Annotated in this window: 12 protein-coding genes; 6 read left to right on the top strand and 6 right to left on the bottom strand. The window is 65.2% G+C overall.

Going from position 1 to position 16,246, the window contains the following annotated elements; genetic code table 11:
- Nucleotide 1: 1 nt before the first annotated feature.
- From MBENS4_RS18445 to MBENS4_RS18420, 6 genes are all read right to left on the bottom strand, one after another.
- Nucleotides 2-1,456, bottom strand: coding sequence for an MFS transporter (locus MBENS4_RS18445; protein WP_039395465.1), 1,455 nt, complete (start codon nucleotides 1,454-1,456; stop codon nucleotides 2-4).
- A gap of 215 nt (nucleotides 1,457-1,671) precedes the next feature.
- Nucleotides 1,672-2,880 carry an FAD-dependent oxidoreductase gene (locus MBENS4_RS18440; protein ID WP_039393535.1) on the bottom strand — a complete coding sequence of 403 codons (1,209 nt, stop codon included), beginning with the start codon at nucleotides 2,878-2,880 and terminating at the stop codon, nucleotides 1,672-1,674.
- Between the two features lie 111 nt (nucleotides 2,881-2,991).
- Nucleotides 2,992-4,020: an alpha/beta fold hydrolase gene (locus tag MBENS4_RS18435; protein ID WP_052322531.1), complete on the bottom strand. Its 1,029-nt coding sequence runs from the start codon at nucleotides 4,018-4,020 to the stop codon at nucleotides 2,992-2,994.
- A complete protein-coding gene (locus tag MBENS4_RS18430; RefSeq protein WP_052322530.1) occupies nucleotides 4,017-5,246 on the bottom strand; it encodes an LLM class flavin-dependent oxidoreductase in 1,230 nt (409 codons plus the stop codon). The genes MBENS4_RS18435 and MBENS4_RS18430 overlap by 4 nt, the downstream gene beginning before the upstream one ends.
- Nucleotides 5,243-6,091: an LLM class flavin-dependent oxidoreductase gene (locus MBENS4_RS18425; protein WP_039393534.1), complete on the bottom strand. Its 849-nt coding sequence runs from the start codon at nucleotides 6,089-6,091 to the stop codon at nucleotides 5,243-5,245. The genes MBENS4_RS18430 and MBENS4_RS18425 overlap by 4 nt, the downstream gene beginning before the upstream one ends.
- On the bottom strand, nucleotides 6,088-7,386 hold the full coding sequence (locus MBENS4_RS18420) for a M24 family metallopeptidase (RefSeq protein WP_039393531.1): 1,299 nt from the start codon (nucleotides 7,384-7,386) through the stop codon (nucleotides 6,088-6,090). Before MBENS4_RS18420 ends, MBENS4_RS18425 begins: the two co-directional genes overlap by 4 nt.
- Before the next feature lie 119 nt (nucleotides 7,387-7,505).
- On the opposite strand from MBENS4_RS18420, the gene MBENS4_RS18415 reads away from it, so the two are divergent.
- From MBENS4_RS18415 to MBENS4_RS18390, 6 genes are all read left to right on the top strand, one after another.
- Nucleotides 7,506-8,390 (top strand): alpha/beta fold hydrolase, encoded by an 885-nt coding sequence (locus MBENS4_RS18415; RefSeq protein ID WP_052322529.1) that lies wholly within the window; start codon nucleotides 7,506-7,508, stop codon nucleotides 8,388-8,390.
- Entirely contained in the window at nucleotides 8,387-9,793 is a 1,407-nt protein-coding gene (locus tag MBENS4_RS18410; protein ID WP_052322528.1) for an MFS transporter, read from the top strand. The genes MBENS4_RS18415 and MBENS4_RS18410 overlap by 4 nt, the downstream gene beginning before the upstream one ends.
- A 455-nt stretch (nucleotides 9,794-10,248) precedes the next feature.
- Nucleotides 10,249-12,801, top strand: a complete 2,553-nt coding sequence (locus MBENS4_RS18405) for a TonB-dependent receptor (RefSeq protein ID WP_039393529.1) — start codon at nucleotides 10,249-10,251, stop codon at nucleotides 12,799-12,801.
- Between the two features lie 184 nt (nucleotides 12,802-12,985).
- Nucleotides 12,986-13,834, top strand: a complete 849-nt coding sequence (locus MBENS4_RS18400; protein WP_039393527.1) for an alpha/beta fold hydrolase — start codon at nucleotides 12,986-12,988, stop codon at nucleotides 13,832-13,834.
- Nucleotides 13,788-14,804: a phosphotransferase enzyme family protein gene (locus MBENS4_RS18395; protein ID WP_039393525.1), complete on the top strand. Its 1,017-nt coding sequence runs from the start codon at nucleotides 13,788-13,790 to the stop codon at nucleotides 14,802-14,804. The genes MBENS4_RS18400 and MBENS4_RS18395 overlap by 47 nt, the downstream gene beginning before the upstream one ends.
- 2 nt (nucleotides 14,805-14,806) lie before the next feature.
- Nucleotides 14,807-16,210 (top strand): MFS transporter, encoded by a 1,404-nt coding sequence (locus tag MBENS4_RS18390; RefSeq protein ID WP_039393523.1) that lies wholly within the window; start codon nucleotides 14,807-14,809, stop codon nucleotides 16,208-16,210.
- The last annotated feature ends 36 nt before the right edge of the window (nucleotides 16,211-16,246 follow it).

Below are 16,246 nucleotides of genomic sequence, written 5' to 3'. Positions count from 1 at the left end.
CTCAGGCGTCCCTCTCGATACGGCCCGTCTCCAGCGCTTCGAGCATGGCCGGATCGAGACGGTAGAACAGCATGGCAACGATAGCCGCGAGCATTGCGGCGGCGGGAATGGCGGATTCGCACAGGAGAATGGCAAGCCGGGCGCTGTCGCTCTGCACCGCCGCCTCCCCGCTCGAGGACGAGACATAGCCCATGACGCTGAGGAACCCGCCCATCGCCGCTAGGGCCGCGGCCGACGACAGCTTGTCAAAGAGCGTGGTGAAACCGGCAAAGGCCCCTTCCCGCCGCTCGCCACTGGTGATGAAGTCGTAGCGGACCGCATCGGACAGAAGCGAATAGGCGCACAGGATCATGCCACCACCGGCAAGGCCGCTCAGGATACCACGCGCGCTTACCAGGATCATGCTTTCCCCCGGCCCAGCGAGCAGCCAGCTCAGCTGTACGGCGGCAAACATGGCGAGCGCAGAAATGTAGCTCTCCTTCTTGCCGATGCGGTTGGAGAGCCAGACCCAGGGCGTCATGCCCACCAGCATCGCGCCGGTCGCCATGGCGAAGTAGGTGCCGAGCGCGGAGTCCGGCAGGTCGAGGAAGGTGCGGGTAAAATAGGCCAGCCCCGCCGAACCGATCGCCGTGCCAAAGAGCAGAAAGACGTGGGCGATGGCAAGGATGCGAAACGGTACGTTATGCCAGGCAAGGCGCACCTGGTGGGCAAGACTGCGCAGCGGGTGCGGCGCCTTGGCGAGATCGGCCGCACGCGGGGTGGTACGCGGCGCCTCGCGCAGCAGCCAGACCGCGATCACGGTCGCGGTAAAGACCACCGCGCCCACCGCGAGGGCCACCAGCAGATGGCTCTCGCGCGACGGGCCAAGCGCACCCAGGATCCAGGCCGGAAGCGTGGAGCCAAGCAATGTCCCTACCGCGTTGCCATAGGTGCGCCAGGCCATGAGCCGGGTGCGTTCCTTGGGGTCGGTGGAGCTCTCCACCAGCATCGCAAAGCCGGGAATGGTGAGGAGCGTGTAGCCCGTCGCGTGGATCATCAGGGCCAGGAGAACGAAAGCCTGGGCCAGCAGGATCGAGCCGAAATCAGGCGCGCCGAACAGAAGCGCGAGGCCCACCGGCATGGCAAGGCCACCTGCAAAGAGGAATGGAAGACGACGCCCCCAGCGCGTCTGGGCACGGTCGCTCCAGGCGCCGACCGCCGGATCGGTGATCCCGTCGTAGATCTTCATCAGTGCGAACATGAGCCCCGCTGCACCTGCGGAAATCGCGAGGCTGTCGGTCATGAAACGAAGGCCAAGGACGGTGACGAGGTTCTGGCCCGCGGCATGGCCCATCGGGATCATCGCTGAGCCGAAACGGATCTTCCAGGTGGCGCCGGGCGCGCTCGGCACCGCGGCAAACTGCGGCTCGCTCACGGGCAAGGCCGCGTCGGCGGCCATCTGCGTTTCACTCGTCACACGCTTCTCCTCGCCCGTCTGTTGCATCGCGGGTTCGAAGAGGAGTGTGCAACCAAGCCGTCCCTCCCGGAGCGGCATCGCGGCTCTGTCCGACACGCGGACAGGTCACGCCAAAATTTCCTGCAGGAAACCGCGCTTCCACGAAAACGGGGCGCTGAACCGACCAGGTCCAGCGCCCCGCTTGTGATCGGCTGAAGCGCCTTGCGGCGCCAGCCTCAGACGATTTCGGAAGCCTGCTTGAGGCTCTGGTACATCGACTGGCGCAGCATGTAGGCGCGGCGCTTGTCGTCGTCGTCGCGGACGGCCTGAAGGTTGCGGCGACGCTCCTCGTGGCCGTCTTCCTTGGCCCCGTTGATCATCGACATGTTGGCCTTGGTCTGCGTCTGGGTGAAGGTGTGGGTCACCTCGCGGCGCTGGCGGTCGAACAGCGAAAGATTCGCGTCGGCCGCGGCCTTGCCCTTGAGCACCGGCTCGAGCTTCTCGAACAGGTTGAAGGCGTCATGGATCCCTGAGTTCATGCCGAAGCCGCCCAGCGGGTTGTTGAGGTGCGCGGCATCGCCGATCAACATGATGCGGCCCTCGCGGAACGACTTGGCGACACGCTGATGCACGCGGTAGAGCGTGCGGTGCTCGGTCTCGACGTCCGCGCCGCGGCCGATCAGACGCTCGAAGATCGCGTTCTTGTTTTCCTCGGAACGCAGCTGGTTCTCATCGACCAGCCCGTTGACCGGGACCAGAACGCGCCACACCGAAGGAACGCGCAGCAGGACCAGCCATTCCTTGGGATCGCTGACGTAGTTCACGTAGGCAAGGTTGGGCAGGTAGTCGGCCAGTTCCACCTTGGTCGAGAGCGTCAGGAAGCGCTCGGGGTAGGTGAAGCCGTCGAATTCGATGCCCAGCCACTTGCGCACGACCGAGTTCGCGCCGTCGGCACCGATCAGGTAGTCGGCGCGAATGCGGTCGATGCCGGTCATGGTCTCGACCGAGAGGTCGACGCCAGTGTCGTCCTGGGCGACGTGAAGCAGGCGGCTGTTGAAGCGCAGGTCCGCGTTCGTGTAGCTGTCCAGACCATCGGCCAGCGCGCGGCTGAGGTGGTACTGCTCGCACTGGATGCGGAACGGGTAACGCGTCACGTCCGAGATTTCGGAGAGATCGAACTCGATCGCTTCGCCCGAAGCGCGATCGCGCCAGTGGAACAGCGGCGCCTTGAGACCACGCTCGAGCAGCATCGAGGTGATGCCGATCTCGTCGAGCATCTCGAGCGTCGGGGGATGGAAGGTGGAGGCGCGCAGATCCTGCGCACAGTCCGGACCGGCCTCGATCAGGACGACGGACACGCCGGCCTTGGCCAAAAGGGTCGCCATGACGGTGCCGACAGGACCGGCGCCGGCGATTGCGACTTCGCAACGCTCAACAGCTGACATTATACGAGAAAACTCCAAAGTACGTGGCACCCGGCCTATGGCGTGACTACGCGCCATGCTGGACCAGTGCGGATTGTATCCGACGCTCGGAACTGAGAGCGCGGGTGCCGATCAGGCGGTGGGGGCGGCCTCCTGTGCCGTATCCTCAGGCTCGGGCTCCGCCTTGGGCTGGGCCGTTGCCGTCTCGAGCCAGGCCTTGAGATCGCCGCCGAACTTCTCGGGGTTCTCCCACATGGGGAAATGGCCGAGGTCCGGGTATTCGATCATCTTCACCTCGGTGTTGGTGAAGCGGTCGACAGAGGCGTTGGCCCCTTGTGAGATCACATCGTCGTAGGTGCACCACTGGATGAGCACGGGCACGGTCACCGCTTCGGCAACAGCGCCCACATCCTGCGTCTGGAACAGCTTGACGTTGGCCTGGATATACTGGGCCTGCCGCGCGAGCGCGCCGGGCCGGTTGTTCATGTCGTAGATCTGGTCGACCATGCGCTCGCTCGGCTCGAAGCCGGGGGGCGTGGTGTCTTCCAGCATGAGGCGCCAGAACGTGTGCGAGCGCCAGTTGGGCAGCACCGCGTTGTGGAACTGGAGCATCCACTTGAGACGCCAGTCCACCTTGCGGGTCTGGCTGGGACGCTCGAGGGGAAGGATGGAGAACGCCATGGCCGTGGTGTGGCCAGGATAGGCGCGGTTGAATTCGAGCCCGACATTGGCGCCGTTCGACGTCGCCACGACGGCGAACTTGTCATGGCCCAGCTGCTTCATCAGCTTGTCCATGAGTTCGGCCGAACGGGGCGTCGAATAGACACCGCTCGGGTCGACCCCGGTCATCCCGTAAGGCGACCAGTCGAAGCGCACGACGCGGAAGCTCTTCGCCAGGATCGGGGCCACATCGTCCCACTCGTGCAGGTTGACGATCGAACCGTGCAGGAGGACGACGACCGGCGCGCCCTCGGGGCCTTCCTCGCGCACGTGCATGCGCACGCCGTCAACCTCGACGAAGCGCGAGGGGCCATCGACCCATTTTGCCTCGAGTTCGGCCGGGTCGGGTTCACCCGCCCCCAGGCGAAGGGCAGCGACGCTGCCCCCCGCAAGGAGTGCGACCGCGCCCAGCGCGCCGAAGATCAGGCGTCCAGTCTTCACGCTTCGGCCCGTTCGTAGGCCGGAAGGCCCAGCGTCGAGCGCAGCGTGGTGCCCGGGTACTCGGTGCGGTAGCGGCCCTTCTGCTGAAGGATAGGAATGACGCCATCGACGAAGTCCTCAAGGCCGCCCGGCATGTAGCTGGGCTGCAGCGTGAAGCCATCGCACGCGCCGGCATCGCGCCATTCGATCATCATGTCGGCCATCTGCTCAGGCGTGCCGATGAAGACGTTGTGACCGCGCGGATTGAGCATGAAGTTCATCGCGAAGTCGCGAAGGCTCGTGCCCTTTTCACCAGCGGGCGTGACCATGCGGCCGACGTCGGCCGTGGGAAGCAGGGTCTTTTCGAGGATCGCCTCGACCGGCAGCTTCCCGTTGGGATCGAACGAGGTGAGGTCGCAGCACAGCGATTCCGACAGGTACTCGATGGCAAGCTCGACGCTGGCCATGTCCATGATCGCCTTGTGGTTGGCCCTGGCCTCTTCCTCGGTGCCACCAAGGACGCAGGACAGGCCGGGCATGACGCGCGTGCCATCGGGGTTGCGGCCCACGCCCGAAATGCGGCTGCGCATGTCGTTGCGGAAGTCGATACCCGCCTCGATCGAGGGCGCGGGGCAGAAGATGGCCTCGGCCGTGCGTGCGGCGAACTCGCGGCCCGCGGGCGACTGACCAGCCTGGACGAGGACCGGACGGCCCTGGTTCAGGTGCGGTCCTGCACGGTCCATGGCCGCCCACAGCTCGCAGGCCTTGTCGACGACATCGGCCGCGTTGCTGTAACGCGTTTCCTTGGGCGGCATCTCGTCGAGACCGAAGTTGCCCGCGGTGTCGGGGTGGACCGAGGTGACGATGTTCCAGCCTGCACGGCCGCCGGTGATGCGCTCCATGGTGCCAAAGCGCTCGGCCAGCATTTCGGGCGTGTTGAAGGTGGTCGAGATGGTCGCGACCAGACCGACGTGGTCGGTGACGGCGGCCATCGCGGTCAGCAGCGTCATGGGGTCGAGCGTCGGCATCGCCATGCGCTCGGGCGTACGGCCACCGGCGCCGCGCGACTGCAGCTGGTCACCGAAGACGATGGCGTCGAAGCGGCCCTTCTCGGCCAGCTTGGCGACGTAGCTGTAGTAGTCCATCGAGAACACGCCTTCGGGGCGCGCACGCTCGTGCATCCAACCGGTGGGGTAGAAGCCGATGCCCTGCAGGAAGGCCCAGAGGTGGATTTCGTTGCTCATCATGCGATCTCCGGGATCTTGGCGCCGTCAGGCTGGTTCGAGGCAGTGGACGCAAGCGGCAGGCCGAGGCGCGCGCGCAGGTCGCCCTCCCCGCCCGGATTGGCAGCGACCAGCTCGGCGAAGAGCGCGGCCAGCCTGGGCAGCTCGGCGAGCGGATCGGAGAGGCTCATGTGCACGCCCTCGATCTTGCCTTCGGCGAAGAGCGCGGCAACGTCCTCGACCTTGGTGTCGAGCGTGACCTTGAGCAGGCTCTTGGTTGCACCCGCATCCGCCGTCGGCTGCGAGACGAGCGCGATGTCGGCGTCCTTGATCGCGATCGGCGCAGCATCGTCGAGCACGAGCACGGGCTGGCCGAGCAGCGGGCGCATCGCGTTGACGGGGCCGGTCACCTTGAAGAAGGGACCTTCGTAGTTCGAGGCCTTGACCTTGCTGGCATCGAGGTAGCGACCCGATGCCTTGTCGAGGATCAGCGTGTCACTGCCCCAACCGTCCCACAGCGAACGCGCCGCGCCCACCATGTCCTCGGCCGTGCCTTCTGCGGCACCTTCGGGAATGACCGACCAGCCCGTGCGACCAGCGCTCAGGAAGTCGACCGCCGAAAGCGCGCGGGCCACGTGGAAGGGGTGCGCGTTCGAGGCGGGCACGGTCGCAACGAGGCCGACGCGCTGCGAGCGCGGCGCGGCCCAGGCGACGAGGACCTGCGCGTCGAACGGGCGGCCACCGGCCTCACCGAAAAGCAGCAGGTCGAGCCCTGCCGCGTCGGCCGCGTCAAGATAGGTGGCGGCCGTTTCGGGAACGGCCAGTTCCGGATCCGCAATCGCGGCGGACAGGATGAAAGGTCTGGTCATACGACAATCACCGGTTCGTGTAAGGGATGGATGGGTTCGCAACCGTCTTCGGTAATCAGGACAAGGTCCTCGCAATGGGCCGAGCCACCGATGCCGGTGTCGAGAGTGGGGCAGTCGACCGACAGGATCATGCCGGGCTGCAGAATGATGTCCGGCTTGCGCCAGAAGCCGCCGTGGACTTCGCCAGGCTCGTCGGTATGGGCCAGACCGCAGCTGTGCGGGCCGAAGCCAACGAGCGCGGTATGGCCCGCCGCCTTGAGCGCCTCTTCGCCGGTCTTGACGATCTCGGAGAAGCGCATGCCCGGACGCAGTTTTTCGCGCACGGCCTGCCACCCGAAGGCGGATGCCTTTGCGGCGGCCTCGGCCTCGCGGGTCGGATCGCCGACGAAGACCGTGCGCGCAAAGTCGCCGTGGTAGCCCATGAACTGGCTGACGCCGTCGATCATCAGGGTCTGCCCATCGGCGATGGTCGCGCGTGAAAGGTCCGAGGACACGCGGTCGACGTTGAGGAAGACCGCCCCGTTACCGCGCTTGGCGGCCTCAAGGCGGAACAGCGCCATCAGTTCGTGATGAACCGCGCCCGCACGCACGGCCTGGCCGACGGCGTTGAGCGCATCGACGTTGGCCTTTGCGGCGCGCGCCATCAGCGCCTGTTCGAGCGGCGACTTGATAAGGCGGATCTCGCGCAGGATGTTGTCGGCCTGGACCATGGCGCCCGGATGATCGTGGCGCGCGGCGACCTCGGCGATGACGCTGTGGTCGAAACCGACACGGCCCTGCCACAGCCCCATGCCGCGCATCGCCGCCACGATGGCTGCGCCCGCATCGCCGGTGGCGGTGTTGGCGCCGGCCTCACGCGCGGACGCACGTGCACGATGGCCTTCGACCTGGGTAAGCGGCGCACTTTCGCGCTGCGGGAGGACGGGGCCCGGCGGGACGACCGAAAGGGTCTCGTCGCCTTCGTCGCCCAGCGCGGTATAGAGCCAGCAGTGCACGTCGCTGCGGTCGCGCCCGTCAGCCCAGGTGTAGTGGTGCAGGAAGCGACTGGTAACGAGGCCGAATTCCTCGGGCTTGGTACGGGTGATGACCGCGAACGTGCCCGGCGGCTGTGCCATGCGCGTGCGGCCGATCTGGGGCCAGTGGCCGAGCGCATGAAAGACGTTGACCGGCTCGCCCAGGACCAGCCCTTCCAGGTCGTGGCGCTCCATGATCTCCACGGCGCGCGCCATGTTCATCGGGCCGGACTTCTCGAGCCAGGCAAGAAGTTCGGCGTCTGTGTATGTTGTTATCGCCATGACCCAAGCATGCCTATTGCCTCCCTTCGCCGACCCCTGTTCGGATGATCTTGTCCGCCTGCCGGTTATTGCGCCCCTCACGGGCTCGGCTTTCACCCCGCCCACGATAGGCTTTAGCCATGACAAAGACGCCCCCTGCTTCGGATAGCACGCAAGCCACCCAGATCGAACGCGCCTTCGTGCGCCTCGAGGAAGGCCAGCTCCACCTGCGCCGCCTGCCCGCCGCACGCGCGGGCGAAGTGCCGGTTCTGCTGCTCCACGCCTCGCCCGCCTCGTCCTGGTTCATGCAGGACCTGATGCACGCGCTGCGCAAGGCCGGGTGCCTTGGCGAGATCATCGCGCCCGACACGCTGGGTAACGGCGATTCCGTCGCGCCGAGCCCGGAAGAACCCGACATCGCCTATTTCGCGGGATCGATGGAGCGCCTATGCGCGGCGCTCGGCTACGACAAGGTCGATGCCTACGGCACCCACACCGGCGCGCGCATCGCCTGCGAGCTGGCCGCGGCCTACCCGGCGCGCGTGCGCAAGCTCGTCCTGGATGGCATCACCGAGTACCCCGACGACCTGCGCGAGGCGGTGATCGCCAACTACGCGCCCGTCGTCGAGCCCGACGAATATGGCCGCCACCTCATCTGGGCCTTCAACTTCTGCCGGGACCAGGCGCTGTTCTTCCCGCACTTCATGAAGGAGCCGGAACGGCGCCTCGCGGTCGGCATGCCGCCGCCGCAGATCCTGCACCGCATCACGCTGGACGTCCTCAAGACGCTCGACACCTACCCCAAGCCCTACATTGCCGCGTTCCGCTACAAGGCGTTCGAACGCATGGGTCTGGTCGCGGCGCCGACGCTCCTGCTCAAGCCCGAAACCGAACTGGCCCTGCTCAACGAGTCGGTGACCAGAGCACTTGAATTGCTCGACAACGGCAAAGCCGTGTCGACGGCGGGGTCGCCCGCCGCAAAGGCCGACGCGATCGGCGCGTTCCTTGGAGAAGCGGACACATGACAACTTCTGCACCTGCACAGCAGGGCGAGACCGGACACGCCAGGCTCAGCACAAAGCTGTGCCTGGGCTTCAGCGTCGGCACCATCGGCGTGTCGATCATGCTCAACGCCGTCTCGACCTATTTCCCGCTCATGATGTCGACGGTGCTGGGCCAATCGCCCCAGATCGCGGGCTATCTCCTGATGATCTCGAAGCTCGCCGACGCGGTGATCGACCTTGCCGTGGGCTCGCTGTCGGACCGGGCCCGCACGCGCTGGGGCCGCCGCAAGCCGTTCCTGGCCGCGGGTGCGCTTTTCTCCGTCATCGCCTTCCTCATGCTCTTTGCCCCACCGGTCCTGACCGACACCTGGCTGATCATCTGGATGAGCGCGGGCCTCCTGATCTACTCGCTGGCCTACTCGCTCTTCAACGTGCCCTACATGGCGCTTCCGGCCGAGCTGACCGAAGGCTTCCATGAGCGCACCCGCCTCATCAGCTTCCGCACCGTGTTCGTCTCCATCGGCCAGCTGCTCGCGCTGGCCGGTACGGGCTGGCTGATCGAGGCCGGTGGCGGGGACCGTTCGGGCTTTGCCACGATGGGCCTTGTCATGGCGCTGATCATTGGCGGCGCGATGACCGCGACCGCGCTCTCGATGCCGACGCACAAGCACAAGGAATCGAGCACCGGCACCCACCTGCCCGGCCTGAAGGAAATCCGCGCCATCGCGCGCAACCGCCCCTTCATGATGCTGCTGGGCGCCAAGATCTTCCAGTTTCTCTCCTTCGCCTCGGTCGCCTCGACCATGGCGCTTTACATGCTCAACGTCCTGAACGTGGGCTACTCGGGTCTCATCGTCTTTGCGGTCACGCAGAACATCGCGACGGCCTGCGCCATGCCGCTCTGGGTGCGTACGGGGCGCACCATGGGCAAGCGCCAGACCTACCTCATGGGCGTGATCATCTTCTGCCTGGTGACGCTGAGCTGGCTGTTTGCAGACAACACCATCACCAACACCGGGATCATCATTCGCGGTGCCTTTGGCGGCGTGGGTTCGGGCGCGATCATCCTCATGGCGATCTCCATGCTGGGCGACACGCAGTCCTATGACCGCCTCGTCACCGGCGAGGCCCGCGAGGGTCTTCTCGCCAGCGCCATCGCCGTCATCGAGAAGGTCAGCTACGCGCTTGGCGTCGCAGTCCTGGGCATCTTCCTGGAGGCCCTCCACTACGTCCCGACCACCGGCGGCAAGATCGTCGAACAGCCCGAGAGCGCCATTCTCGCCCTGACCCTGGGCTTCGCGGTGATCCCCGCAATCATGTTCGGCATCAACGGCCTCTTCCTGTGGGCCTACGATCTCGACGAGGACAAGCTCGCCGCAGCCCGCATGGCCACCACGGAGGGCACGGGAGCGACATTGACCTGATGGCGTGACATTTTTGCTACGCCGCGCTTTTTCGCGTGTTTGGAGGCTCCCATCACCCGATGGGAGCCTCTTTTTTTGTTTTATTTTCAATACAAAAAAGACTCCGATCCAGAGAGGATCATTTGACAAAGTCAAGTTGGCAGTTGTCCAATTTCCACGTGCAATCGCCCAATTACATCCGACAGGCGAATACTAGCACGCAGCCTTAATTTCTATTTTCCCAATGCAACCAATCCTGACGTCCGTGGACCTGCAATGATGAGTCGTCTCAAGGGGAGCGACGAGGCAGGTACCGCAAGGCGCTGCGGAGTGGTCCTGCTTGGGGGTACGGACCACCCGCCGCAACAGACCGGCGCCTTGCCCACATAACAGTTCTCCGCGTCCGAGGGCGCGCACGGCACCAACGACCGACGCGAAGAGGCGTGAGAGAACATACAAGCGGGGAAGAAAGTCTAATGAACACTCGACTTCAGACCAAGCTTTCGGGCGCATCCATGATGGTTGTCAGCGCACTTCTGGGAGTGGGCGTTGCCGCCCCGGCCCAGGCGCAGTCCGAAACCGCCCGGTCGGAGGGCCTTGCCGGCTCCTCGATCGTCGTGACCGCGCGCAAGCGCGAGGAATCGCTGCTCGAAACGCCGATCGCGATTACCGCCCTCTCCTCCGACCAGATCGAGAAGCAGGGGATCCGCTCGATCAACGACGTCGTGCTCAACACGCCCGGCATCAACGTCTCGAACGTCAACTCGGGCCGCAACGACCGCTCGTTCCAGCAGATCACGCTGCGCGGCATGACGCCCTCGACCACCAACTCGACGCTCACCGCCAGCTTCATCGACGGCGTGCCGGTCGCCTCGGCCACCGCGCTCATGGGCATCACCGACCCGGAACGCATCGAGATCCTGAAGGGTCCGCAGAACGCCTACTTCGGCCGCAACGCCTTTGCCGGCGCCATCAACGTCGTCACCAAGACGCCCGCCGACAGCTTCGGTGGCAACGTGCGCGCAATGGTCGGTACGCGGGACAACTTCGACGTTCAGGGCTCGCTTGAAGGCCAGCTCGTACCGGGCATCCTGGGCTTCCGCCTGACCGGCCGCTCGATGAGCAAGTCGGGCTCCTACACCAACGGCGCGAACCCGAACCAGACGCTGGGCGACCAGTCGAGCGACATCGGCACGCTGCAGCTCGAGTTCACGCCCACTTCGCAGCTGACTGTCAAGGCCTTCGGCATGTACAGCCGCGACAAGGACGGTCCGTCCGCACAGGGCATGGCCTCGGCCTACGAGGTGCGCGCGAACAACGGCTCGCCCAATGTTCCCTATTTCTCGGGATCGAACGCGGGTGAGGTCGTGATCCCCAGCATGGCCAACTGCACGCTTGCCGGACGCCCCTGGATCTGCGGCGCAGTGCCCAAGATCGACAGCCGCTACAGCCCGGCCCAGAACACCACCGAGGACGCGCTCCTTGCCGGTATCCTGGGTGACGACACCAACCGCATCACCTCGCACGGCAAGGGTGTGGACGGCTACGGCCTCAGCCGCGAGTACTACCACCTCCACATGAACGTGGACTACGAGCTGGGTGACACCGGCCTCACCGTGTCCTCGCTCACGGGGTACAACAACGAGTTCTATTCCGAGCTCGCCGACCTCGACAACTACGACAGCAGCGCCTTCACCAACTTCGCCGCAACGCCGGCAAACGGTCTGCGCGGATACTGGTCGTTCCCCTACCTTGTCGAGCGTCGCAACAAGGACTTCTCGCAGGAACTGCGCCTGTCCTTCGATGATGGCGGTCCGCTCCAGGCCATGCTGGGCGCCAGCTACCTCTACACTTCGGCGACGCCGGGTCTGGTGAGTGTCTCGAACTTCGAGCAGTACGGCATCCCGGCTCCGGCCAGCGCCCGCCAGCCTCCGCAGAAGGCGCGCACCTATGGCATCTTCGGCAGCCTCAGCTACGAGATCACCGATGCGCTCTCGATCAACCTCGAAGGCCGCTACCAGCGCGACAAGATCTATGCCTTCGCGGGCGGTGCAGGCACCAACATCTCGGCCGATGCGGCCGAGATCTACGGCCTTCCCGCGGGCAACTTCGCCCCGCTGGAATCCTTCTACAACCAGACCTTCAACAACTTCCTGCCGCGCGTCATCATCAACTACGACCTGACGCCCGACATGATGATCTACGCCTCCTGGTCGAAGGCGGCGAACGTCAGCCTCAGCTCGTTCAACACCAGCTTCATCTCCGGCACGCAGGCCGAAGTCGAAGCGGGCGAGTCGATCGGCCTTGGCGTCATCGTGAAGCCTGAAAAGCTCGACAACTATGAACTCGGCTTCAAGGGCAGCTTCCTCAACGGACGCCTCGTGGTCACTTCGGCGGCCTACTTCGCGACCTGGAAGGACCAGCACAACGACCGCAGCGTGATCTTCGCCTCGGGCGGGCAGCCGCTGATCGTGCGCGGTGTCGCCAACTCGGGCAAGACCAACGTCTACGGCCTTGAACTGGATGTCATGGCCGAGCCTGTCGACGGCTTCTCGATCACCGCCTCGGGCGCCTGGAACGGCAGCTCGGTGCGCTCGTTCGACAACCCCGCCGTCACCCTGCGCACCGGCTTTGAAGGCGATGACTTCAAGGGCAACACGCTGCCGCTGACCTCGGAATACTCGGGCAACCTCGCGCTCATGTACACCGGCGAAGTGTCCGACTGGGACGACTTCAGCTACTTCGCCCGTGGCGATCTCAGCTACAAGTCGAAGCAGTACGTCGATCCGGCCAACCAGACCTGGATCAAGGGCCGCGCCCAGGTGAACGCCCGCATCGGCTTCACCAAGGGGGACTTCACGCTCGAAGGGTTCGTCACGAACCTCTTCAACAACAAGCAGTACACCTCGATCGCGCAGAACAACCTGCTCGAACCCTCGTACCTGCTGGCAAGCCAGTCCTACGCCTACCTCAACCTCGCGCTGCCCGAGCTGCGCACCTGGGGGCTCCAGGCCAGCTACAACTTCTGATCCTGGCATCATGCGTCCCTGCCGGCCATGCGCCGGCGGGGCATCCCCGAAGGGCCGCTGCACGGCGCAGCGGCCCTTCTTGCATCCGGGCTTGCCGCCATGCCGCCGGCAAGCAAATCACCGCTGTGCGAACAAACTTGCGCGCGCTTGCAAAGCGGGAACGATATCGCGCACAGTGATTTCCATGCACAAGAGCTCCCGGATACGTCGTGGATATACATCCTGCCGCTTCGGCCATCTGCATTATCGCAGCTGCGGCTCCGCGGCCCCGGATCGCAATCCGGTCGTTCTCCTGCACCAGAACCCGTCGTCCTCCTACGAATATGAGGCACTGATCGAGGCTCTGGGACGTGACCGCCTTGTCTATGCCTTCGACACCCCCGGCTACGGGATGTCGGATGCACCACCGGCCCCGCCGGGAATGGCAGGTTACGCGCAGGCGTTTTCGGATGGGCTCGACGCCCTTGCCGAAAGCGGCGAACTGACCGGGAAGGTCGATCTCTACGGGTTTCACACCGGGACGCTTCTTGCCTGCGAACTCGCTCTGGCCCGGCCCGACCGGGTCCGTTCGGTGGCGCTGACAGGCATCCCGATGTTCGACGAGGCAACGCTTGCCGACAAGCTTGCCTACGCCGAGACCTTCCCCACGCCCGACGAGGACGGCACGGTCATCATCGACCTGCTCTCCAACCTCTGGAAATACGTGGTGGGAGGGCGCGACCCCAGGGTCCCGCTGGAAAAGGCCGTCTTCAATTTTGCCGACAAGGCGCATGTTCTGGATCGTTTCACATGGGCATACAAGGGCGTCTGGTCCTATGACTACGCCCGCCTCGAAATGGTCGAACAGCCCGCCTTTCTTCTGCAGCCTGCCGAACAGATCCGCGAACCGAGCCTGAAGGCCGCCGCCCGGATGCAGCGCTGCACTGTCACGGAAATGCCCGATCTCGACAGGGACATTTTCGATATTGCACCGGAACGTATAGCAAATGAACTCTGCAACTTCTTCGATCAACACGGACCTTCCGACCGCTGAGGTCTCGCACTCGGTCCTGCACCCCGACTTCATCGCACGCGAAGTGGCCCGCCGCTTCCCGATCGAGGGCGAGCTGACCTGTTTCCTGCTCTATCGCGGCATGAACGATGTCTACCTCGTTCAGGACGAGAAGACCAAGTACGCGCTTCGCGTGTGGCGCAAGACCTACCGCGACGTCGACGATGTCGCCTACGAGCTGAACTTCCTCGACTACCTGCGCCAGATCGGCTTCCCGGCCTCGGTCGCGGTGCCCCAGCACGACGGTGCGCTGTACTTCAAGGTCAACTCGCCCGAGGGTGAGCGCGCGATCGCGATGTACGACTGGGCCGACGGCGTGAAGTTCGGCGAGCGTCTCTCCGAGGAAACCGCCTTCCGCATCGGTGCGGCGATGGCGCAGATGCACCTCCACGGCAACGACTGGGCGGGCAAGGACCACGTGTTCTCGACCGACACGGCCAAGGACTACAACATCTGCATGCCCGCGCTGATCGACTTCGTGTACGATCGCCCCGACGACCTGCGCGACTACCCGATCATCGCCGCCAACCTCGACAAGCGCCTCGACGAGCTGGCCGCTTCGGGCAAGGTTCCGCTGGGCGTGTGCCACCGCGACTTCCACCCCAGCAACGTCCACGTCGACGAGAACGGCAAGATCACGCTGCTCGACTTCGACGCGGCGGGCGAAGACTTCATGATGCAGGACGTCCAGAACTTCGTGTGGGGCAACCTGTTCTACGGCTTCGATCCCAAGATCGGCGAAGCCTTCGAGAACGGCTACGAGAGCGTCCGCCCCTTCACCCAGGAGGAAAAGGACAACAAGGAGCTCTTCCTCATGGCCAAGTGCTTCCGCCTGATCGCAGGCATGGCGCACAGCTCGACCGCGGTTGGCCGTGGCACGCTGCGCTTCCGCAACCTCGACTGGCTGGGTGATTACGTGAAGACCCGCGCACGCGCCGCCGGCCTTCTCTGATCATGACGGATCCCGTTTCCTCGACTTCGACCGGAGCCGCTTCTGCGGCTCCGGTCTTCACCGCGTCCGCGCCCCGCCCCTCACCGGCCCAGGGCTGGGTCATGGTGGGCATGTTGTTCCTGGCCGGGATCCTCTCGGTCATCGACCGCGCCGCTCTCAATATTCTGGTCGACCCGGTCCGTGGGGACCTTGGCATCAGTGATGAGCAGATCGGCCTTCTCCAGGGTCTGGCCTTCGGCCTGTTCTATGCCTTCATGGGCCTGCCCATGGGCCTCCTTGCCGACCGCATCTCGCGCCGCAACCTGATTGCGGGCGGCATTGCGCTGTGGAGCGTCGCGACCATCGGCAGCGGCCTTGCGCAGAGCTTCGGCTGGCTGTTCGGTGCGCGTCTTCTCGTCGGCCTCGGCGAAGCGGCCCTTGGCCCGGCGGCGATCTCGCTCATCGCCGATCTCTTCGCGCCCGAACGGCGCGGGCGTCCGATCTCGGTCTACATGATGGGCCAGGGCCTCGCCAACGGCATCGCGATCTCGGTGACGGGCCTGCTCGTTGCCGCTGCCGCCGCCGGCAGCTTTGACGGGCTGCCCTTCGTCGGCCACCTCGTGCCCTGGCGCATGGTCTTCGTGATCTTTGGCGCGATCGGCCTTCTCGTCTCGGCGACGATGCTGTTCCTGACGCGCGAGCCGCCCCGCCAGGACGTGGCCGCGCAGGGTGTGCCCCGTACTCCCGGTGCTGCGGAAGCGGCCTACCTGTGGCGCAACCGCGCGATCCTGATGCCGCTCTACCTCGCCTTCGCGCTGGTCTTCACCGTCGCTTATGGCTCGATGTCCTGGGCACCCACGATGCTGATCCGCAGCTACGATGCGGATGCCAGCTTCATGGCGAGCTTCCTGGGCCCGGTCTCGATCGTCTTCTCGGCCTTCGGTCCTCTTCTGGGCGGCACCCTGCTCGATCGCTCGATGCGCTCGGGCAACACGATGGCGCGCTTCGCGATCCTCGCGCTGGCGCCGTTCTTTGCCCTGCCTTCGATCTTCGCCGTGATCTCCACCGACCTGCACGTGGCCTCGGTTATGGTCGCATCCTCGAACGCGGTGTTCTCGGTGATCGGCACGGTCATGTTCGCCACGCTCCAGTCGGTCGTCCCCCCGCGCATGCGCGGCAGTTCGATCTCGCTGACGCTGGTCCTGAACACGATCCTGGGCGCCAGCCTCGGACCGCTTCTGGTGGCGACCTTCACCCAGCGCGTCCTTCAGGACGAGAGCCAGGTGGGCTGGTCGATTGCCTGGGTCTGCCTGCCCTTCCTGCTGATTTCGGCAGGGCTCTATGCGCTCTCCTGGCGCGCGATGCGGAAAGCCCGCGCGAACGGGGGCAGCGAATGCGCCGCTCTCATCGACGGAGAGCTGGCCTGACAACATTTGCGGGGCGGGTGCCGGACAGGCTCCCGC

This window comes from Novosphingobium sp. MBES04 (genome assembly GCF_000813185.1).
GTDB lineage: Bacteria > Pseudomonadota > Alphaproteobacteria > Sphingomonadales > Sphingomonadaceae > Novosphingobium > Novosphingobium decolorationis.
The sequence above is the reverse complement of the archived record's forward strand: the minus strand, read 5'-3'. Positions and strand labels throughout refer to the sequence as shown.